The sequence below is a fragment of the Shewanella sp. N2AIL genome (assembly GCF_022690845.1).
In the GTDB taxonomy this organism is placed as follows: Bacteria; Pseudomonadota; Gammaproteobacteria; order Enterobacterales; family Shewanellaceae; genus Shewanella; species Shewanella baltica.
Window position 1 is genome coordinate 1 of the sequence record NZ_JALBYT010000031.1, and the last position, 21908, is coordinate 21908.

19 protein-coding genes and 1 other RNA gene are annotated in these 21908 nt (G+C 48.6%); 6 read left to right on the top strand and 14 right to left on the bottom strand.

Going from position 1 to position 21908, the window contains the following annotated elements:
- Positions 1-188 precede the first annotated feature (188 nt).
- From gcvP to MO387_RS16420, 6 genes are all read right to left on the bottom strand, one after another.
- The gene (gene gcvP, locus MO387_RS16395; protein ID WP_107949180.1) at positions 189-3077 is read right to left on the bottom strand and encodes an aminomethyl-transferring glycine dehydrogenase; all 2889 of its coding nucleotides are present in this window, start codon (positions 3075-3077) and stop codon (positions 189-191) included.
- Positions 3078-3199: 122 nt separating this feature from the next.
- The gene (gene gcvH, locus MO387_RS16400) at positions 3200-3589 is read right to left on the bottom strand and encodes a glycine cleavage system protein GcvH (protein ID WP_006080188.1); all 390 of its coding nucleotides are present in this window, start codon (positions 3587-3589) and stop codon (positions 3200-3202) included.
- A 25-nt stretch (positions 3590-3614) separates the two neighbouring features.
- A complete protein-coding gene (gene gcvT / locus MO387_RS16405) occupies positions 3615-4709 on the bottom strand; it encodes a glycine cleavage system aminomethyltransferase GcvT (protein WP_107949182.1) in 1095 nt (364 codons plus the stop codon).
- Positions 4710-4963: 254 nt separating this feature from the next.
- Entirely contained in the window at positions 4964-6187 is a 1224-nt protein-coding gene (locus MO387_RS16410) for an FAD-dependent monooxygenase (RefSeq protein WP_107949184.1), read from the bottom strand.
- A gap of 44 nt (positions 6188-6231) precedes the next feature.
- Positions 6232-7458, bottom strand: a complete 1227-nt coding sequence (gene ubiH / locus MO387_RS16415; protein WP_107949186.1) for a 2-octaprenyl-6-methoxyphenyl hydroxylase — start codon at positions 7456-7458, stop codon at positions 6232-6234.
- Positions 7459-7676: 218 nt separating this feature from the next.
- Entirely contained in the window at positions 7677-8252 is a 576-nt protein-coding gene (locus MO387_RS16420; RefSeq protein WP_006080183.1) for a UPF0149 family protein, read from the bottom strand.
- Positions 8253-8487: 235 nt separating this feature from the next.
- Here MO387_RS16420 and MO387_RS16425 point away from each other — a divergent pair, with 235 nt between their 5' ends.
- The 3 genes from MO387_RS16425 (at position 8488) to MO387_RS16435 (ending at position 9801) form a co-directional block, all read left to right on the top strand.
- On the top strand, positions 8488-8790 hold the full coding sequence (locus tag MO387_RS16425) for a cell division protein ZapA (RefSeq protein WP_006080182.1): 303 nt from the start codon (positions 8488-8490) through the stop codon (positions 8788-8790).
- A 117-nt stretch (positions 8791-8907) separates the two neighbouring features.
- A non-coding RNA gene (gene ssrS / locus MO387_RS16430) (6S RNA) lies at positions 8908-9088 on the top strand.
- 8 nt (positions 9089-9096) lie between these two features.
- Positions 9097-9801: a 5-formyltetrahydrofolate cyclo-ligase gene (locus MO387_RS16435; RefSeq protein ID WP_107949188.1), complete on the top strand. Its 705-nt coding sequence runs from the start codon at positions 9097-9099 to the stop codon at positions 9799-9801.
- Between the two features lie 30 nt (positions 9802-9831).
- Here MO387_RS16435 and folM read toward each other — a convergent pair whose 3' ends face one another.
- Positions 9832-10578, bottom strand: coding sequence for a dihydromonapterin reductase (gene folM, locus MO387_RS16440; protein WP_107949191.1), 747 nt, complete (start codon positions 10576-10578; stop codon positions 9832-9834).
- A gap of 283 nt (positions 10579-10861) precedes the next feature.
- On the opposite strand from folM, the gene MO387_RS16445 reads away from it, so the two are divergent.
- Positions 10862-11260 (top strand): DUF393 domain-containing protein, encoded by a 399-nt coding sequence (locus MO387_RS16445; RefSeq protein ID WP_107949193.1) that lies wholly within the window; start codon positions 10862-10864, stop codon positions 11258-11260.
- A 96-nt stretch (positions 11261-11356) separates the two neighbouring features.
- Here MO387_RS16445 and mdh read toward each other — a convergent pair whose 3' ends face one another.
- Positions 11357-12292, bottom strand: coding sequence for a malate dehydrogenase (gene mdh / locus MO387_RS16450; protein WP_011845758.1), 936 nt, complete (start codon positions 12290-12292; stop codon positions 11357-11359).
- A 294-nt stretch (positions 12293-12586) separates the two neighbouring features.
- On the opposite strand from mdh, the gene argR reads away from it, so the two are divergent.
- Positions 12587-13057 (top strand): transcriptional regulator ArgR, encoded by a 471-nt coding sequence (gene argR / locus MO387_RS16455; RefSeq protein WP_006080175.1) that lies wholly within the window; start codon positions 12587-12589, stop codon positions 13055-13057.
- Positions 13058-13197: 140 nt separating this feature from the next.
- Here argR and MO387_RS16460 read toward each other — a convergent pair whose 3' ends face one another.
- Positions 13198-13830: an NAD(P)-dependent oxidoreductase gene (locus MO387_RS16460; RefSeq protein ID WP_107949195.1), complete on the bottom strand. Its 633-nt coding sequence runs from the start codon at positions 13828-13830 to the stop codon at positions 13198-13200.
- A gap of 106 nt (positions 13831-13936) precedes the next feature.
- Between MO387_RS16460 and MO387_RS16465 the strand changes: the two genes are divergently transcribed.
- Positions 13937-14839 carry a LysR family transcriptional regulator gene (locus MO387_RS16465; protein WP_107949197.1) on the top strand — a complete coding sequence of 301 codons (903 nt, stop codon included), beginning with the start codon at positions 13937-13939 and terminating at the stop codon, positions 14837-14839.
- Positions 14840-14910: 71 nt separating this feature from the next.
- Here the strand turns inward: MO387_RS16465 and MO387_RS16470 are convergent, their stop codons facing one another.
- The 5 genes from MO387_RS16470 to MO387_RS16490 all read right to left on the bottom strand — a co-directional run bounded on the left by MO387_RS16470 (position 14911) and on the right by MO387_RS16490 (position 21755).
- Entirely contained in the window at positions 14911-15846 is a 936-nt protein-coding gene (locus MO387_RS16470; RefSeq protein WP_011845757.1) for a Dyp-type peroxidase, read from the bottom strand.
- 246 nt (positions 15847-16092) lie between these two features.
- On the bottom strand, positions 16093-17805 hold the full coding sequence (ggt, locus tag MO387_RS16475; protein WP_107949199.1) for a gamma-glutamyltransferase: 1713 nt from the start codon (positions 17803-17805) through the stop codon (positions 16093-16095).
- Between the two features lie 177 nt (positions 17806-17982).
- On the bottom strand, positions 17983-19032 hold the full coding sequence (locus tag MO387_RS16480) for an ABC transporter ATP-binding protein (protein ID WP_107949202.1): 1050 nt from the start codon (positions 19030-19032) through the stop codon (positions 17983-17985).
- Complete coding sequence (locus tag MO387_RS16485; RefSeq protein WP_107949204.1) at positions 19032-20663, bottom strand: iron ABC transporter permease; 1632 nt, start codon at positions 20661-20663, stop codon at positions 19032-19034. The genes MO387_RS16480 and MO387_RS16485 overlap by 1 nt, the downstream gene beginning before the upstream one ends.
- Positions 20664-20747: 84 nt before the next feature.
- Entirely contained in the window at positions 20748-21755 is a 1008-nt protein-coding gene (locus MO387_RS16490; protein WP_107949207.1) for a Fe(3+) ABC transporter substrate-binding protein, read from the bottom strand.
- Positions 21756-21908: the final 153 nt, after the last annotated feature.

Below are 21908 nucleotides of genomic sequence, written 5' to 3' on the forward strand. Positions count from 1 at the left end.
CATGCTTTTCGTCTCCTCTTACTTGTGGTGAATAAGAAGTCTCTTTTAGCATGGGCGTAATTCAGGCTATAGCCTCAAGGAACAATCACCACCGCCAGAGGCGGTGGTTTTGGGATGACAATAAAAAAGCGAACCGCTAAGGGTTCGCTTTCATCAAACGTTAGACCTGAATAACGTACTATTCAGCCCTACTCGTAGTCTGATAACGGCACACAAGCACAGAACAAATTACGGTCGCCGTATACATCATCAATACGATTCACGGTTGGCCAGAACTTATTCGTGCGTACTGATGCACTTGGGAACACGGCCACTTCGCGGCTGTATGGACGCGTATCAAACTCTGGGTCCATGATATCGGCCATAGTGTGCGGTGCGTTGTGCAGCGGGTTGTTGTCCACTGGCCATTCTCCCGATTCCACTTTGGCGATTTCGGCGCGGATTGACACCATAGCGTCGATGAAACGATCGAGTTCCACCTTAGATTCAGATTCCGTCGGCTCGATCATCAGGGTTCCCGCAACAGGGAAGCTCATGGTTGGTGCGTGGAAACCGTAGTCATTCAAACGCTTAGCGATATCCATTTCGGTCACGCCTGAGGCTTCTTTCAGTGGGCGTAGGTCGATAATACATTCGTGCGCCACGCGATCGTTACGGCCACGGAACAATACTGGGTAGTGTTCAGACAGCTTCTTCATCACGTAGTTAGCGTTTAACAGCGCAGTTTGGGTCGACTTTTTCAGGCCTTGTGAACCTAACAGCTTAATGTACATCCAGCTGATAGGCAGAATGCCAGCGCTACCGTAAGGTGCGGCAGATACAGCGCCGTTGTGGTCACTTTCACGACCCGGTTTAACCACAACGTGGCCCGCAACGAATGGGGCTAAGTGCGATTTCACGCCGATTGGGCCCATACCTGGACCACCGCCGCCGTGTGGAATCGCGAAGGTTTTGTGCAGGTTAAGGTGTGATACGTCGGCACCAATAAAGCCAGGAGACGTTAAGCCGACCTGCGCGTTCATGTTAGCGCCGTCTAAGTACACTTGACCGCCGTGCTGATGCACTATGTCGCAGATTTCGCGGATAGATTCTTCATACACACCGTGGGTCGATGGGTAAGTGATCATGATGCAAGACAGGTTTCCAGCCACTTCGGCGGCTTTGGTCTTCAGATCTTCTAAATCGACGTTACCTTGCTTGTCACAGGCAGTAACTATCACTTGCATACCGGCTAATTGCGCCGATGCTGGGTTAGTACCGTGGGCAGATTGCGGGATCAAACAGATGTTTCTGTGCGCATCGCCACGTGACTCATGGTATTTCTTGATGGCTAACAAGCCAGCGTATTCACCTTGAGCGCCTGAGTTTGGCTGGATACACACAGCGTCGTAGCCTGTGATGTTCACTAACCAAGTCGACAGCTCTTCAATCAACTGGGTGTAGCCTTTAGCTTGGTCCAGTGGGCTGAATGGGTGCATGTTGGCAAATTCTGGCCAGCTCACAGGGAGCATTTCAACCGCTGCGTTTAACTTCATGGTGCATGAGCCCAGTGAAATCATCGAGTAGTTAAGTGCTAAGTCTTTGCTTTCGAGACGTTTGATATAACGCATCATCTCGGTTTCGCTTTGATAGCGATTGAAGGTTGGGTGACTTAAAATCGCATCTTGACGCACGAGTGCAGCAGGAATCGATTGGCTACCTTGGCTCACGATTTGCGCGTCTAACGCGGCAACATCTAAACCATGGCCAGCGCCTAAGATCACATCGAACAAGGCGTCGATATCTGTGCGCAATGTGGTTTCGTCTAAGCTTATGCCCACAGTGCCGTCGGTATCGAAACGTAGGTTCATTTCAGCAGCCAGTGCACGTGCATTAACAGCAGCAACATCTAAGCCTTTGATGCTGATGGTATCAAACCAAGTGCTGTTAACTAAACTCACGCCCTTCGCTTGCAAACCAGCCGCTAAAATATCGGCAAAACGGTTAATGCGTGATGCGATAGTTTTCAGGCCATCTGGGCCGTGGAATACGGCGTAGAAAGACGCCATGTTCGCTAACAAAATTTGTGCAGTACAAATGTTTGAGTTGGCTTTTTCGCGGCGGATATGTTGCTCGCGAGTTTGCATCGCCATACGCAGTGCGCGGTTACCACGGGCGTCTTTTGACACACCAATGATACGGCCAGGCATAGAACGTTTGTGTTCGTCACGGGCAACGAAGAAGGCCGCGTGTGGACCACCAAAGCCCATTGGTACGCCGAAACGCTGCGCACTACCAAATACCACATCGGCGCCCATAGAGCCCGGTGATTTCAGTAATACCAAGGACATAATGTCGGCGGCCACAGTCACAATCACATTCTTCGCACGCAGAGTTGCGAATAATTCAGTGAAGTCAGTGATTTGACCGAAACGGTTGGTATATTGGAACAAAGCACCAAACAGCTCGTAGTTAACGGCTTCGCTTGCAGGGCCAACTACCACTTCAAAACCAAAACACTCAGCGCGGGTTTTCACTACGTCTAAGGTTTGCGGGAACACATCATCGGCAACGAAGAAGATATTGGCTTTTTTCGCTTTAGAAACACGCTTTGCCAGCGCCATCGCTTCGGCAGCAGCGGTTGCTTCATCTAGTAAAGAAGCAGAAGCCAAATCTAAACCCGTTAAGTCCATCGACACTTGCTGGAAGTTTAGAATGGCTTCTAAACGACCTTGGGCGATTTCTGGCTGATATGGCGTGTAAGCCGTGTACCAACCTGGGTTTTCAAATACGTTACGCAGGATCACGTTTGGCACTTGAGTGCCGTAGTAACCCATACCTATGTAGCTCTTAAATACTTGGTTTTGGTCCGCTAAACCACGAATGTAGGCAATGCCTTCGGCTTCGCCGCAGGAATCACCAATGCTCAGGTCTTGGCTTAAACGGATCGACTCAGGCACGATTTGCGCGGTCAGATCTTCCAGTGACTCAGCACCAACAAAATTCAGCATCGCTTGCTGTTGGTTGCTATCTGGGCCGATATGACGACGTAAGAATAAATCGTGCTGCTCTAACTGAGTAAGGGTTTGCTTGGTCATGATAAACCTTGTTCCAGATTTGCCGAAATTCAGAACTGTAGGGTACTGATTAACGGGCTGTTGTTATGTCAATCTTGCGCTAAAACAAACGAAGCCCCTCAGGGCTTCGTTAGCGTCGACGATTAATCTTCGTCGATTACAGCTTGGTAGCCTTCGGCATCCAGCAGGGCGTCGACTTCTGATTCGTCAGAAGGCATTACGCGGAAGAACCAGCCTTCGCCGTAAGCGCTGCTGTTAACGAGTTCTGGAGAATCTTCCAGCGCTTCGTTCACGGCAATCACTTCGCCAGAAATAGGGGCATAAATGTCAGACGCCGCTTTTACTGATTCAGCTACAGCACAGTCTTCACCCGCAGTTACAGTGTCGCCAACTTCTGGGAGTTCAACGAAAACCATGTCACCTAACAGCTCTTGGGCGTGCTCAGTGATACCAACTGTGTAGCTGCCGTCTTCTTCCTTGCGGATCCATTCGTGTGAAGAGGCGTATTTCAGTTCTGTCGGAATATTGCTCATTGTTCTTGTTCCTTGTTCCGTTTTTTTAAAATGCTTGTTTACCGTTGCGCACAAAGTTTGGCGCTACTACTCTAACAGCCACACGTTTTTTACGCATTTCGACTTCCGCCGTATCCCCAATCGAGTTAGGAACACGCGCCATCGCAATAGAATAGCCCAATGTTGGCGAGAAAGTACCGCTGGTAATCACGCCTTGGTGCTCAACACCGGCTGAGTCGGTGAAAAATACTGGCATATCATGGCGTAACACGCCCTTTTCTTCCATCACTAGACCAACAAGTTTGTCGGTTCCGGCATCGCGAAGTGTTTCGAGGGCTTTACGGCCGATAAAGTCACGGTCGCTCGGTTCCCATGCGATGGTCCAGCCCATGTTGGCGGCCAATGGGTTGATGGTTTCATCCATGTCTAAGCCGTAGAGATTCATACCGGCTTCGAGACGCAGTGTGTCACGGGCACCGAGACCACAAGGTTTAACACCTTGATCTAACAATGCTTGCCACATGGCCTCTGCTTCATCTTCTGGGACGATAATTTCGTAGCCCGCTTCGCCTGTGTAACCCGTAGTCGCAATAAACAGAGAATCGGCTTGCTTACCGAAGAAAGGTTTCATGCCTTCGATGGCGGCGTTTTGCTCGGCACTGAGCACGGCAGCGGCTTTCGCTTTAGCGTTAGGACCTTGAACGGCGATCATCGCCAGTTCTGGACGCTCAGTCACAGTGACATCAAAACCTTGGGATTGCTTGGCGATCCAAGCGAGATCTTTTTCGCGGGTCGCTGAGTTCACTACCACGCGGTAGTTAGTGTCAGTGAGGTAGTAAGTGATGAGGTCGTCGATGACGCCAGCATTTTCGTCTAACATGCCGCCGTATAAGGCTTTACCTGGAACTTTAAGCTTAGCCACATCGTTTGCCAGCAACTTACGCAGAAATGCACAAGCGTCGTTACCAATCACATCAACCACAGTCATGTGGGAAACGTCGAACATACCCGCGTCTTGACGCACGGCATTGTGTTCTTCGATTTGTGAACCATAGTTGAGAGGCATGTCCCAACCGTGGAAGTCGACCATCTTAGCGTTTGATTCTAAGTGCTTGTTAAACAGAATAGTTTTGTTAGCCATTGTTATCCCTTTTTTGCGGCCTTTTTCAGGTCTCTGCCTAGTGTAGGGTGTAGATACTAGGGTCTAAAATGCGGCGAAATTATACCTTGCGTCACAAATTTGTATACAGGAGATTTTTCTAATCCGAAGTCAGTATCATTAGATTTTCTCATCTTTAACATGTAATTTTTTTACATGCGAAGACCAGATTTGCGCAGCTTGCAGTCAATATGCTGATATTAGCGGCAATTCTGATCACATTAGCGCAACCGAGGCTAACGACATAACTTAGGCAGCGCCGACTTATTGCCCATGGCCTGTTGTATGAACACTGTTTTCAGCCCAGCGACATTATCAACCAGATTTAAGCCCAGATCGCGGATCGCTTTTTTCAGCGGATTCGTCCCTTCGAATAAGCGCTTAAAGCCTTCCATCGCCGCGATCATCTCCATCGCATCGGCTTTACGCCAACGTTCCAGCGCGCGCAGCTGGGCATAATCGCCGATATCTTTACCCGCTTGCTGTAATTCGCTGATGACTTCGATAATGCTGGCCGCATCTAAAAAGCCAAGGTTCACCCCTTGGCCCGCCAGCGGATGGATAGTGTGGGCGGCATCGCCTGCCAACACTAAACGGTGGCGGGCAAAATGGCGCGCGTAGCGCATCCGTAATGGGAAAGCTTGGCGCTCGCTTTCCAGCTGACAAATCCCCAAACGACCGTCGAAAGCCGCGGTTAAGTTGCGCTCGAATTGCACTTTGTCCATCGCCAATAATTCATTGGCGCGCTCAGGCGGCACCGACCAAACGATGGAGCAGAGATAGTCTTCATACAGGGGTAAAAATGCTAACGGGCCGTCCTTTAAAAACACTTGGCGGGCGGTGGCAAGGTGCGGCATTTCGGTGCGGATCGTTGCGACAATTGCGTGGTGGCCGTAATCCCAAAATGTCAGCGGGATCTTGCATTGCTCGCGCACCCAAGAGTTGGCGCCATCGGCAGCGATCACCAAGGCAGCACTGACACTTTCTATTCCAGACTCGGCACCATTGGCGAGGGTTAGCCAAGCTTCGCGCTCGCCAAAGGCAATGCGTTCTAAGCGTTGGTTTTCGATATGGGTGATATTGTCAAACTCAGCTACGCGTTTAGCCAGCGCAAAGCTAATGGCATCGTTTTCGATAATCGCGCCGAGACTGGTTTCGCTGATGCTGTTGGCGTCAAAGGCAATTTTGCCGAAACCATCTTTATCCCACACCGCCATTTTTTGATAAGGCGTGGCGCGGGAAGTGTCTAAATAAGTCCATGCACCTAAGTTTTCTAACAAGCGCTGACTCGCCTTATTGATGGCGCTCACCCGTAAACGCGGCTCGCCGACAACGGCATCCGTGTGGCCCGCATCGATAACGACGACATTAAGATTGGCCTGTGCCAATCCAATCGCGGTGGCGAGTCCCACCATGCCGCCACCCACAATGGCGATGTCATAGGCTTGTGAACTTAACATGGGTACATCCTTTTCGCGTTGCGATACCAGTAATGAAAAGCGGGTTATTTCCAGCCCATCGCCTTTTGAGCAACGGGGGTTTTAAGTGGCGGAAACCAAGATAATAAGCGCAAGCCTAAGTTACGACCCAGCGCCATCGGCCAGTATTGGTTTGAAAAGCCACGGACTAAAAATTCGATATTGCGGATAGTGCTGTTTCTGTCGTGCTCGCGGGCATTGAGATAAGCATGGGTCACGGCGGCGGAGCCGATATCATCACCCTGATCTAGCGCCTTTTGGAGCACCTCAAGTAAGCTAACCACATCCCGCAGGCCTAGGTTAAATCCTTGCCCCGCAATAGGATGCAGCGTCTGCGCCGCATTGCCGATAAACACACATCTGTGATGGATTGGCCTTGGCATATACGACAAATTAAGCGGATACGCATGGCGCGCGCTGACATCGATAAACGTGCCCGCACGATAACCAAAGGCCTGTTGAAGCGCCGCTAAAAACTCGGCCTTAGGCGCGGTTTGCATCTGTTTAGCCCGTGCATCATCGAGCGCCCACACCAGAGATAAACGAGGTTGACCTTGGCTATCGCCCATAGGCAATAACGCTAAGGGACCCGTTTGGGTAAAACGCTCATAGGCCAAGTGTTGATGCGGCTTGTCGGTTTGAATATTGGCGATAATCGCGGTTTGCTCAAAAGCCACTTGGGTCACGGGCAAAGCAAAACTGCTGCGCACTTTGGATTGCAGACCATCGGCGGCGACCACGAGTTTGGCTTTAAGGCGCTCGCCCGTGTCGAGCACTAAGGTGTGGCCTTCAACGGCGGGTTCCACTTGGGCAAGCTTGGCGGGGCAAAACAGTTTTACCTCGCTCTTATTCAACTCGTTAAACAACACTTGGCCGACACGCTCAAGCTCAACAACTTGGCCTAAGGCATCTAAATGAAACTGCACGGCATTGAGTTCTGTCATGCCAAAGTGGCCGCGATCCGATACATGGATATTTTCAATCGCCGTGCCTAAATGGGCGAGCTTTGGCCAGAGGCCTAAACGGGATAATTCGAAAATAGAGCCGTGGGCGATAGCGATGGAGCGAGCATCGAATCCGGGGTGTTGTTTATCGGGAAGGTGCGCCTCGATTAAGGCAATGGAAAGCGGCCGAGCTGCGGATGAAGACAGACGCGCGAGAGCCAACGCGAGAGTCGCCCCCGCCATCGCACCGCCTACAATCGCGATGTCGACGTGTTGAACTGAAGTATCCATGTGATTTGTGGCCGTCATGGGGATCTCATTCAAGCTTTGGCATGGCACTGAGGCATGTAAACATAAGAGATGTAAACATCAGTGCTATGCACTCAAAAACACCAGTGCTATGAATTCAAAGGCAGGTTTGCCCGCCTTTGATATCAAATGAAGCCACTACTGCGTTAATTTATTAAGCATTAAACCTAAGCACTAAACCTAAGCGCTAAACTTAAGCACTAAACAATCGCGGTAAATTAATGCACCACCGCGGTATCGTCGGTCTCGCCCAGCGGGATCTCAGGGCCAAACTCCGAGTAACACATGATGGCTGCGATACGCACAAACTCGAGTAGTTCAGTGTAAGCAGCTTCGGACTCTTCATCGTCGGCAACATCAAATTCAACTTGGGCAATTTCCGCCAAGTCTTTGATCACTTCACGCACTTCTGCCGAGGCTTGATTCAGTTTCGGCTGAATAATTGCCATGCCAGTCAAAAAGCTTTGGGTCCAAAGGGACAAGGCTTCAACACGTTGGCTGAGCGGCTCTTCTTCTTCGGGCAACAGCGGCATGAAACCAAATTCAAAATCCACTAAACGCGCGACTGAATCATTAAACAAATCACACACTAATTGGTGCAACTGCGCAGGCAAAGGTTGACCATCGTTCATCAAGTCAAATAAAGGCTTGATCCAAGTGTCGCCAGTTTGCGCTACACCACCGCAAATTAAACCGACTAAAGCACCGTGAACTTCTACCGGATGTTGGCCGATTTCAGCCGCATCTAAGGCGAGTTTTAAGCTGTCGATACGTAACGAAGGAGGGGTTGCCATGTCAGATCCCAATAAGATTTTTCCAGCAGCAATGCTAGCAGAGATAAAGACTTGAACCAATACTGAATCCCAATAATGGCGAAATCGGCCACACCCTGATAAAAAATTATCCAACTGCTCACACAAACAGCAAACAAAACCGCCAAAGACCAATCCATTTGCGGCTTACCTTGCACTTTTAATATCAGCCCTATATAGTCCGCCCTAAGAGGCTAACGAAAGGATCACCCGCGACATGAGTAACAGTGCTGTTGAAATTACCCTACTTGGGCGCACCTACTCTATCGCTTGCCCGAAAGGTCAAGAGGATGCCTTACGTACGGTAGCGTTGGGAGTTGAACAACAACTCACAGCGTTAAAAACCCGAACCAATAGCCTAAGCCGCGAAGAAATTGCCATTATGGCGGCGCTGAATATTGGACACGAGTTGTTCCAAGAAAAGCAAAAAAATAAGCATTACATGCAACAGATGGACGACAGGATCAGCTTGCTGCAGTCGACCCTCGAAAATGCCTTAGTTGAGCGTTCAACTAAATAGATTTAAACTGTGCGCCTTGGTGATTTAACACCATTTGAGTTAAACCGACTGACGCACAGTGAATGGCTAAACTGGCTTATCTAAATAAACCAATGTTTTAGCGATTCAATACCGTTTTGCTCCCTGGGATGCATGCCAACTGGTAATGTCCCTGTGCCGATAATTTTTATCTCAGGGTGAATGCTTTACTGACATTGTGCATGCTCGGCTTGTACCGAGAAGCCTTAGGAGGTAATCATTTACCCGCCTTGAACCTACGGTTCAAGGGCTACACCGGTAGCGGCATTCTGGGGAGCATCTTAATTTATGTCTACATCCTCCAAACTTTCTCATTTGAATACCCAAAGCGACACGGCGCACCTTGCCGTAGATGCTGCTGTTGGTGAAATGACTGATGTCGCTAGCCATGCGGCAAATATCGCCATTCATATGCAAGAAAACCGCAATCAGTTACGCAAAAGCATTCGCACCGCCCGCAAATCCCTTTCAGAAACCGAGCAAACCCAAGCAAGCTTAAGCGCCAGCCAACGAATGCTCGATGCATTGCAGGCCCAAAATGCGCAACATGTGGCGCTTTATCTCACCCACGATGGCGAACTCGCCACGCCGCCGCTGATCGCTGCGCTGTGGCAATTGGGCATTCACACCTATCTGCCAAGGTTGCATCCCTTCAATGCAGGGCAACTGTTATTCCTGCATTACAGTGCTGACACGCCTATGCAGGCGAATCAATTCGGTATCTTAGAACCTAAGTTAGATGTGCGCGCCATTATCCCAGTAACTGAGCTAGATGTGGTTATCACGCCTTTAGTGGCGTTTGATTTAATGGGGAATCGCATGGGCATGGGCGGCGGTTATTACGATAGGACACTGGCAAACTGGCAGCTTAAAGGTAAACCTTTGCCTATGGGTTACGCCCACGACTGCCAGCAAGTTGTGAGTTTACCCTGCGAGCATTGGGATGTGCCTTTGCCATTCATCATCACCCCAAGTCGCGTAATGACGTTCTAAGCCATTAGCTGTTTTCGAAAAATAAAATAACTATTTTAACTGGCGACCGCCATCGACATTATGGCAACGACCTGTGACGTAGCGGCTATTAAGCAGGTAGTCCACGAGTTCGATAATCTCCGCATTCCCCGCCTCTTTCGGCAACAGCGCTTTGGCTAAGGTTTTTTGCTGATAGGCGGCGTCATCACCCGTATTAAATAGGATCATCGCTGGTGCAATCGAATTGACTTTAACCTCGGGCGCGAATTTGGCGGCAAAGGATAGCGTCATATTGTGCAGCGCGGCTTTACTGGCGGCATAGGCTATGTGCTTCTGACTGCCCTTCTCTGCCACGTAATCGGTAATATGAATCACATCACTGCCGCCGATTTCATCGCCAGCAGCGGCACGTAGCTGCGCCTCTAAGGCCAAGTTCAACTGATAGGGCACGCTCACATGCACTTGCATCATCCGCTGCAGCACTTGGCTCGGCGTAAAAGTGGTACTCTTTAAAGGCTCATTCTTTGTAAGAACAGGATCCGGCAGCCAGTCCGAAGCATTGTGAATAATGGCGCGAATTTGAGGCAGTTGAGTTAACTCATCAATTAAGGATTGCACTTGGGCATCGTCATAAAAATCGCAGGGATACAGAGTCGCACCTAAAGCGTTCAGCTCATCAATGCTATCGTAATGGCTGCGATAAGTACCAATCACCAGCTGACCTTGGGCGAGAAAATGTTTGGCTAAGGCGTAACCTATGCGTTTACCCACGCCTGTGATTATGATGGGAGATGTCATACCTATCCTTTGAGTCCGTTATTTGTCAGGTTTTACCTTGTTCACTAAAAGGTAAGCAATCAAGTTAACCTGATGAATAACCAAGATGTTACTGTACTCGTTTGAATTTAACCTAACAAAAAACCAAATGAGACGCGGATTAGATTTAAAATCAGCGTCGATCTAAAATCAGCTGCGATCTAAAACCCTTTATTCTGCGTATAGGCTATAAGAAACCAAGCTTAAGTGCACAAGCCAAGAGCTTAGACCAAGTATTGTGATCAAGTCATCAGAGGTGGACCCGATGGAACTGCGGATTTTTTATGATGGTAACTGCCCATTATGTAGCGCCGAAATGCGTCAACTGAAAGCGCGCGATCCCAACAACTTGATTGCGCTTGAGGATTTAAATGCATCCGACTTTAGTGAACGTTTCAGCCATATCGATAGAGACTACGCCAATACTATTCTTCACGGTGAAACCGCAACGGGCGAAGTGTTACTCGGGTTAGATGTCACCTGTAAAGCGTGGGCACTGACAGGAACACGCGCTTGGATCCAACTGTTACGCCTGCCCGTGATAAAAACTGTGGCCGATTGGTGCTATCTCAGATTCGCAAAACACAGATATCGCATCTCCTATCTCCTAACGGGCAAAGCCCGCTGCGACGATAACTGCCAAATTCCCACCAAGCGCCGCTGAATTAGCTTTAGAAAGTGTAAAACGCAGACATAAAAAAACGGAGCCCAATGGCTCCGTTTTTTAATTCGTCATAATCTAAAAAGATTATCCGAAAGATTATTTAACGAAATCAACGCCTAGTTTGATATCGCCTTTCAGCGTATCTAACATAGAATCACGAGCGTTAGCTTCGAATGCACTCACTTCACCGTAAGGCAGTACTTTTTCAATACCGTTTTTGCCTAACAGCACAGGTTGTGCGAAGAACTCTGCGTGCTCGCTGCCGCCGTCAACATAGGCGCATTCAACGATGTTAGCTTCGCCTTGCAGACCACGAACCAAAGACAGACCGAAACGGCAAGCCGCTTGACCCATAGACAGAGTCGCGCTTCCGCCACCGGCTTTAGCTTCAACCACTTCTGTACCCGCGTTTTGGATGCGAGTAGTCAGACTTGCCACTTCTTCGTCAGTGAAAGTCACGCCTTCAACTTGAGACAGTAATGGCAGAATGGTCACGCCGCTGTGGCCGCCGATCACATTGACTTTAACGTCAGCAACGTTCAGGCCTTTTAATTCGGCGATGAAGGTTTCAGAACGGATCACGTCTAATGTCGTGATACCGAACAGACGGTTCTTATCGTAAACACCCGCTTTTTTCATCACTTCTGCAGCGATAGCGACAGTCGTGTTGACTGGGTTAGTGATAATGCCAACCAAAGCCGTAGGGCAAGTTGCCGCTACTTTTTCGATCAGGTTGCGAACGATACCGGCATTGATATTGAACAGATCTGAACGATCCATACCAGGCTTACGCGCAACACCAGCAGAAATTAGAACAACGTCAGCACCCACGAGGGCAGGCGTTGGATCTTCACCAGCAAAACCTTTGATTTCAACAGCAGTTGGGATGTGGCTCAAGTCAACCGCAACACCCGGAGTAACCGGTGCGATATCATATAGAGACAAATGTGAACCCGCAGGCAGTTGAGTTTTTAACAGTAGGGCAAGAGCCTGGCCGATACCACCAGCAGCACCAAGTACAGCAACTTTCATAGTTATCTCCGTTATTTCTCGGATATGTGTGACATGGATCTAATTTACGTTGGCGTCACATTACTGGAATGTCACAACAATTTCAATTATCCCTTAGTCGTGGGACAAAAGAATTCCGGAATAACTTAGAAGCAATGTAGAACAATTACTCAAATTGGTATTTTTAAGCCCCCAGCAAACGCTTAACCACAGGGGGTTAGTGAATTTTTATTCAACCAATCTGGTTATTTGTTGACAATTTTTCTAAAAATATTCAAAATGGGCCTGTTTTTTTGAATAACGAATAATAATATTATGCAAACGACCAAGAATCAGGATGACCTTGTTAGAATTTTTAAGTCGATTTTAAAAGAAGAGCGCTTTGGCTCTCAAAGTGAAATCGTCACCGCCTTGCAAGCTGAAGGCTTTGGTAATATTAACCAATCAAAAGTATCACGCATGCTCAGCAAGTTCGGCGCAGTGCGGACTCGCAACGCTAAGCAAGAGATGGTGTATTGCTTGCCGGCCGAATTAGGCGTACCAACCGCGGGGAGCCCGCTGAAGAATTTGGTACTCGATGTCGATCATAACCAAGCGATGATCGTCGTGCGAACTAGTCCTGGTGCCGCGCAGCTGATTGCCCGTTTATTGGATTCTATCGGTAAACCAGAAGGCATTTTGGGCACAATTGCTGGTGATGACACTATCTTTATTTGTCCATCGAGCATCCAAGATATCGCCGATACCTTAGAAACCATCAAATCTTTATTCAATTACGCAGAATAAAAAAACAGGTCAGCTTGCTGACCTGTTCTATTTCATCCGTACGCATTTCTGTCCAATCTTGCGCTGATTATTTGGCCATTGTCCCGATTACGTTACACATTTAAGCCAATCTCTCGCTCACCGATGTTTATACGCTAAGGTCAGTAAGCCACACTGATGCGCTGATTTGCGTGAGTGCCCTGTTCGGCTTCGTCTAACATGGCTTTAGCGTAATCTGCAACAGAAATGCGGCTGCGACCATTAGCATCGGTAAAGAAGCTGTCGCCACCAAGGCGATATGGGCCTTCACTCTCGCCAGGATAAATCTCAGCGGCGGGGCTCACAAAGGTCCAATTAATTGCAGTTTGCGCCGCACGGAATACCTGCAAAGCTTCACCCTGAGCTAACGCCTCATCTTTATATGCTGCGGGGAAATCTGGGCTAGAAACCAGAGTCACACCCGGTGCCACTTCTAAGCTCCCTGCGCCACCAACCCACAATAAACGTGGCACCTTAGCGTTAGGCAGCACATCCAGTAAATGCTGAACCGTACTCGCCACTAGGCCATGATTTTGTTGTGCGCGGCCACCAACAGAGGCAATGACAACATCTACGCCAGCAAAGGGTTGCGCAACTAATGGCAGCTCTAAATCCACAGCATGCACAGCCACATCAGTAGCGGATAACTTGCTCGGATCACGCACTAACGCAGTTACTTGGTGCCCACGGCTCAATGCTTCTTTTAAAATTGCACCACCAATCCAACCTGTTGCACCTAAAATTGCGATTTTCATTTCGTTAACTCTCTCTGATGATTTACATTGAAGCCAGTTTACTTGCAGTGTTTCCCGTGATAAACATCAATAAATGAGCATGATTGTTTCAGTTTGAGGTACTAATATGGATAAAATTGCCGCAATACGCAGTTTCGTCGAAGTGGCAAACTGTGGCAGCTTTACCAAAGCTGCCGAGCATTTAGACCTCAGCCGCCTACAGGTGTCCCGCCATATTCAAGAAGTGGAGCAGTGGTTGAGTTTACGCTTACTACACCGTACCACCCGCAGCGTCAGCCTGACTTTGCAAGGCGAAGAAGCGCTGCAATTTTGCCAGCGGATCTTAAGTGAAGTCGCCGCCATGGAAAGCCGCGCCCACAGCCATAACAGTGAACTGGTGGGCAGTATTCGTATCGCCACACCGATTGGCCTTGGACAGAACAGCCTGTTTGATGTTGTTGATCGCTTTATTAAAATTCACCCTAAGGTCAGTATTCAGCTGGTGATGTCGGACAGTTTTGCGCAATTGGTGGATGAGCGAGTCGATGTGGCATTGCGCTATACCGAGCAGCCGGATGATAATTTGATTGCGCGGCGTTTAATGACTATAGATGCCGTGATCTGTGCTGCGCCAAGCTACCTTGATAGCAACACACCACTTGTCGAGCCGATAGATCTGCTGGCTCACAACTGCCTGATACACTCGGCGCAACAAAATTGGCCTTTCCTGAAAGAGCTGCAAGCCGAGCACGTAAAAGTTACAGGGAATCTTAGGGCTAACGATATGGGAGTGTTGGTCAGTGCGGCGCTACGTGGACATGGCATAGTGCGTTTACCCTGTGACTTAGCTAACCAATACCTTGCCAGTGGTCAGCTCAAAGAAGTCCTACCCGACTTTACGACGCCAGGCCAAACCCTATGGGCTGTGTACTTATCCCGCAGTTATCAGCAAAATCTGGTGCGCGCCTTTATCGATTTCACTGCCCAGCAATGGCAACTCGATATCAAAAAATGGCTCCCTGCGCATTAGCATAAAAAACGCACTTAGGCGTTAGCATAAGTGCGTTTAATTGATGCTGAATCTGCGCAGATATCGAAAGCTTATTCGTCGAATTGCAGCATAAAATCCAATGCGGGGGCAAAGAAGGATGAGCCTGTCATCGCCTTGGTGAAATGCATCAAGTGATCATGGTTACCTTCGCCATCACCAAACATCATGCTATGCAGCATTTTTTCAAAATGCTCAGGCGTACGGCAGTTAGAGATAAACATTAATCCCTGCTCTTTTAGTGAACCATAGGGCATGCTCTGGCGCAGGATTTCCATCGACTGACCATTCGCATCTTTAAGATTCACCCGCTTGATATGGCTGGTCAGTGGCTTATCTTCTGACTCATACTCGATATTATCTTGCTTAGTGCGACCGATAATATCTTCTTGTTTTTTAACCGGCAATCTATGCCATTTACTCAAGTTATGGGCATACTTTTGCACGTGAATATAGCTGCCGCCCCTAAACTCAGGATCTTCATCACCAACCAGAGCGACTTCTTGACGGTGACGCCCCTTAGGATTTTCGGTGCCATCGACAAAGCCGGTTAAATCGCGGCTATCCATAAATCGAAAACCCCGTTCTTCATCGACTAGTTCCACTAAGTCTTCAAACATTTGGCTGATTTCATTGGCGACTAAATGCAGAATATCGTAACGGTCGCAGCGGATATGCACGAACAAATCATATTCAATTGCTGGCGCTTCGCGGCTGCCGACTTGCATCGCAGGGAAAGGCTTAAGCATTTCAGGACGCGCATTAGGATAGAGGCTATCCCAATAGTTAGCGCCAATCCCTACAAAACCATTGAATGCACTGTCAGAATACTGATCTGTCAGCTCATAAATATACTGCGCAACGTTGGCAAGACAGGGACGTAATTGTGACTCTACATTGTCATTGGCATTAAACATCAAATAGACACTGTGTAAGTTCCCCTCTGCACACACACCCAACTGTTCACGCGGCATATTTTGTATATCCATTTGGTTATCACCCTTTTTCTAAATTCATTTTCGGCAATATTATCCGCAACTTTACCTGAAAATGACATTAACTAACGCACAGTTTGTTCTGGTTTATCATGATAACGCTCATTACGCAGCGTTATCGCGCCCAAGATCCCTAAATGTAAAAATTGACGAGACTGTAAAAGTCTCGTCAATCAGTTTAATCGAATAAATGAAGCAAAGCTTACTCTGCCTCGAGCTTACCTTAGTGTGACGCTGAAGTTAATAACCGGCGGCATGACCATCCTTACGGCTCTCAGAAGCCGCACGATACACGCCCGTTTCGGCATTAAATCCAATAGCTTGATAGCCGCCAAAATCGCCAAGGCCGTCACGCAGCACATGACCTTTCTTGATAAGCTCGCGGCGTGTTTCCACAGGGAAGCCCGATTCCAGACTGACATAGCCGCCATCATTCATCACTTCGCCGGTGGGCTCGGTTGAACCCATATGCAAAATTCTGGGGGCATCGCCCGCTTCTTGCAAGTTCATTTTAAAATCAATCAGGTTCATTACAATCTGTGCGTGCATTTGTGGTTGAGTCGCGCCGCCCATCACCCCAAAGCTAAGCCAAGGTTTACCGTCTTTGGTCACAAAAGCGGGAATGATAGTATGGAAAGGACGCTTGCCCGGTGCGTAGGTATTAAAACGCCCTTCCGTTAAATCAAACATTTGCCCACGATCTTGCAGCACAAAACCGAGATCCGGCGGCGTCATCCCTGAACCCATACCACGGTAATTACTTTGAATGAGTGACACCATGTTGCCGTCTTTGTCGGCGGTGGTCAGGTACACAGTATCGCCATGTTGCAACGCTGGATTACCCGCATCGACACTCTTGGCCGCTTTATTGGGATCGATTAACTTAGCGCGATCATAATTGTATTGCTGCGAAATCAACTCGTTAACCGGCACTTTATTAAAGGCCATGTCGGCATAAAACTTAGCTCTGTCGGCAAAGGCGAGTTTTTTCGCTTCGACAAATAAATGCACATATTCAGGGCTATTAAAGCCCATGGCGGCAATATTAAAGGGCTCCATGGTTTTTAGGATTTGCAGCGCCGCAATACCTTGACCATTGGGCGGCAGTTCCCACACATCGTAACCACGGTAGTTCACCGAAACGGGATCTATCCATTCGCTAGTATGGCTCGCTAAGTCATCATAACTTAAATAACCACCTTGATATTTCATGTACTTATCGATACTTTTGGCGATATCGCCTTTATAGAAAGCATCGCGGCCACCCTTGGCAATTTTCTCATAGGTATTAGCAAGCGCTGGGTTTTTAAAGATTTCGCCCACCGCTGGCATCTTGCCATTAGGCATATAGGTTTCTTTAAAACCGGGGAATTTAGCGAGTTTTTTACCACTCCCCTCAAGGTAATAGGCGATGAGTTCGGACACAGGGAAACCATCACGGGCGTAATGGATTGCGGGCGCGAGATTATCGGCCATCGCTAATTTGCCGAACTTATTATGCAGTTCATACCAGCCATCCACAGCGCCGGGCACAGAAACAGGCAAGGGTCCAAGCGGCGGTAAATAGTCTAAGCCGAGGGATTTAAGCTTTTCTAAACTTAAGGATTTTGGACTGCGGCCCGAAGCGTTAAGACCATAGAGGCGTTTATCTTTCGCGCTCCAGACGATGGCAAATAAGTCACCACCAACACCCGAACCCGTTGGTTCGACTAACCCTAGCATGGCATTCGCGGCAATCGCCGCATCGACCGCACTGCCGCCCTGCTTGAGTATATCAATAGCGACTTGTGTGGCGAGTGGTTGACTGGTCGCCGCCATTCCATGGGTGGCATACACTTCTGAGCGCGTCGCAAAGGCTTTACCCGTGATCCTATCCATGGCCATCACTCCTGAAGACGATATTGCCGTCGCCACTGTCACTAAGGTACAAATTGATTTTATTGTTTTTATCATAATTCCTCCCACTCTGGAGAAATTAAGGTAACAAGGATGGTCGAAAATATCACCAACCAATACCGCATAGGCCCAAGTTAAACGTAAGCAAAAATGTCGTACTTTCGTTGGTGATAGCTTATCGCCGTGGCATAAATACCTGACCGCTTAGATTTGCTCTGCACAATATTAATATGCCTAAGATTCAAATAGCACCAGCGAGTGCGGCTCTGTCGTTACCCCGACTTTTTGGCCGATAGTGAGCTGCATCATTTGGCTTCGCACTTCGACATAATAAGCGTGGGAAGCGGCTTCAATTTTGACCCAGTAATGACAAAAAGCGCCTAAGAAACGCCGCTCAGTGATCGTGCCCACACCTTGCTCATCGGCGCTGAGCGTCAATTGCTGCGGGCGCAAAAATACCGTACCGCTGAACTCGCTCGGCAACCCTAATGGCGTGAGGCTGGTTAAATGACCGATAGGAGTGGCAACTCTGTGTCCATCGAGCACTGCGGCGGGTAAGTAATTACCGCTACCTAAAAAGTCCGCCACATAACGGCTATTTGGCGCGGCGTATAAGGCTTCGGCGCTACCATGCTGCACTATAATGCCTTGCTTAAAAATCGCCAAAGTATCAGCAAATACAAAGGCTTCATCCTTACTGTGGGTGACAAACACCGCGCTAACATTACGCTGTTTTAAAATGCTGCGAATTTCCGCCATCATTTCGTAGCGCACTTGGGCATCGATATTAGAAAAAGGCTCATCGAGCAGTAATAACTGCGGCTCATAGGCAAGTGCCCGCGCAATCGAGACGCGCTGCTGCTGACCGCCAGATAACTCATGGGGATAACGCTGAGCTAAGCCTTCGAGTTTGACTAAGGTTAGCATCTCATCCAACCGTGCCTGACGCTCGCCGGCCGACAATTTAGCCACGCCAAAAAGAATATTCTCCGCCACAGTTAAATGGGGGAAAAGCGCATAGTCTTGGAAAATCATGCCGATACCGCGCTGTTCGCTAGGCACAAACTGGCTGTCGCCACTCACAACGCGGCCATTGATCTGGATTTCACCTTGGCTAATCGCCTGCAATCCCGCAACCGCCCGCAACAGTGTGGTCTTACCGCAACCGCTGGGACCTAACAGCGCAAGGATTTCCCCTTGGTCGAGGGTCATACTCAAACCTTTGAGTACTTGCTGGCCCTGATAATCGCTATGAACTTGCATAAGTTTGAGCGTGTTTGTCATCAGCTGTGTAGCTCCAATGAACGGTTTAAATAAATCAGCGGCACTAAGCCCACCAGTACAATGACAATCGCGGCTAAGGCGCCGTGCTCGAGTTTTTCATCGGACACAAACTGGAAAACATAGGTTGCAAGGTTTTCAAAACCGATAGGTCGCAGTAATAATGCCGCGGGCAATTCCTTCATGCTTTCGATAAACACCAATAACGCGCCCGCAAACAATCCCTTACCAAGTAGAGGTAAATGCACTCTTTGCAGTAACTGCCTTGGGCTTTGGCCCATAGTCAGACTCACCATGTCTAGCGATGGCGAAATGCGTTTATAGCTGCTTTCAACGCTGCCGATAGCAATTGCCACAAAACGCACGCAAAAGGCAAAAATCAACGCCACTACGCTGCCCGTTAAAATAAGCCCAGGGCCATTTAAACCAAGTAAATCCGCCAGATCATTAATCGCAAAATCGAGCATAGTGAGCGGCACTAATACGCCGATAGCGAGCACAGTGCCGGGCAAGGCATAACCCGTCGAGGCTAAACGTGAGGGCAGGACATCACTGGGCCTTGGGCTTATGCGACGCACAAACATGAGCAGCAAAGCGATTAAGCAACAAATTAAGCTAGTGATCAGCGCAAGGCTGAGACTGTTAAGGCTTAACTGCCAAAAGCTCTCATCCCAGCTTTGTTCAAAATAACCAATGGCATAGGACAATAGAATCCCAAAGGGCAACAAAAAGGCCAATAGCAGCAGAGTGGCACAAAAGCTCAGTGCAACTGCGGTTTGCGCTGCCGAGAGTCGATACAAATCACTGGCTTGGATGCGCGATTGTTTTTGGAATAACTGCTGTTTACGGCGGGCGAAACGCTCAAATCCAATAAGGCTAAACACCACCAGCAAAATAATCGCCGACAACTTAGCAGCGGCGGTCAGATTGCCATAACCCAACCAAGTGTCGTACACGGCCGTGGTTAAGGTTGGCACGGCAAAATAGTTAACCGTCGCAAAATCGGCGGCAGTTTCCATCGCCACCAAAGCCACGCCAACCGCGAGTGCTGGCCTTGCCATAGGCAATGAAAGCCGCCAAAAACTCTGCCACGGCGAACAGCCCATAATGCGCGAAGCATGGGCCAAACTTAAGGATTGCTCCATAAACGCGGTACGCGCCAAGAGATAAATATAGGGAAATAATACCAGCGACAACATGCACGCCGCGCCGCCTAAGGTGCGAATATCGGGGAAGAAATAATCCTGCGGTGAGCTCCAGCCAAATATTGATCTCAAGCTGCGCTGCACTGGCCCCGCATAATCGAGCAAATCGGTATAAACGTAGGCAACAATATATCCCGGCATAGCGAGGGGCAGTAATAGCGCCCATTGCAAATAACGCCTACCGACAAATTCACAGCGAGCCATCAACCAAGCACAGGGTAACGCGAGTAATAACGCGCCCAAACTCACCCAAAAGATCAACAATAAACTGTTGATGATATAAGTCGGCAGGACAGTTGCCATCAAGTGGCCAAACACGGCTTCGTCAGGCTGCAAAGCCTGCAATATCAGCGCAACCAGTGGCAGCACCAGCAGGGTGGCGACCGCATAACCAGCAAGCGACCAGCTTCTGGCTAATCCTAAAATCATGTCAATCCTTAAAAAGTTACAGCGCCAATCAATGGCGCTGATAACCTAGTTCTGCAATTTGTCACTAGTGCTTAACGTCAAATGCTAGAGATCAAACTGCACTTCATCTAATAACTTAACTGCCGCTTGGTGATATTCAGCCAATTTAAAAATCGGCAATTGATCCGACTTAAACTCCCCCCATGAAGCCACTAAGGTTGAAGGTGCCACATCGGCTTTTACTGGGTATTCCATATTCACTTCAGCATAGGCCTTTTGAGCCACATCGGCGGATAGAAATTCCATCAATTTGATCGCATTGGCTTTATTAGGCGCATGACGAGTTAACACCATGCCAGAAACGTTCACATGAGCACCGCGATCGGCTTGGTTCGGGAAGTTAATAGTGACGGCCTCGGCCCAGCTTTTTTGCTCAGGGTCTTGCATCATGTTGCCGTAGTAATAGCTGTTACCGATAGCGATATCACATAAACCTTCTTTTACCGCTTTCACTTGGGCTCTGTCGTTACCCTGTGGCTTGCGCGCTAAGTTACTCTTCACGCCAGTCAGCCACGTTTTAGCCTCAGCTTCACCATGGTGAGCAATCATAGATGCCACTAATGCTATGTTGTATGGATGCTTACCGCTGCGGGTACAGATTTTGCCTTTGTATTTAGGATCGGCGAGTTCTTCATAGGTGATTTGCTGCGGCCCTAAACGGTCTTTCGCCGTATAGAGATTTCGTACTCGCATGGTCAGGGCATACCACTGGCCATCGGGGTCACGATACTGAGCAGGAATGTTGCTTTCGAGTTGGATATTTTTAACTGGTGAAGTCAGATCTTTATCGACTAATTCAACTAGACGCGAGAAATCAGAGGTCAGCACCAAATCTGCTGGGGATAAACGACCTTCACGGGCGAGACGCTCGGCAATACCATCTTTTGCAAAGACCAAATTAACACCTATGCCGGTTTCTTCGGTGAAACGCGTCAAGATAGGCTCCACCAAGAAGGCTTGACGATAAGAATAAACGGTTAATTTATCATCTGCATTCGCTGAATGCCCAACCGACATTAACCCAACAATAGCCGCGCAAGTTACCCATTTCATTACTCATTTCTCCCCAAAGTGATGATATGTTCAGCGAGTGTGAACATGGCCGCATTAATGATAATGCTTATCAGTAGCGCAAGAGTAATAGATGGATATACAGAGAGCAATAGTCCATTTAACTTTTTGTTTTTAATGAATTTAAATTCAAAA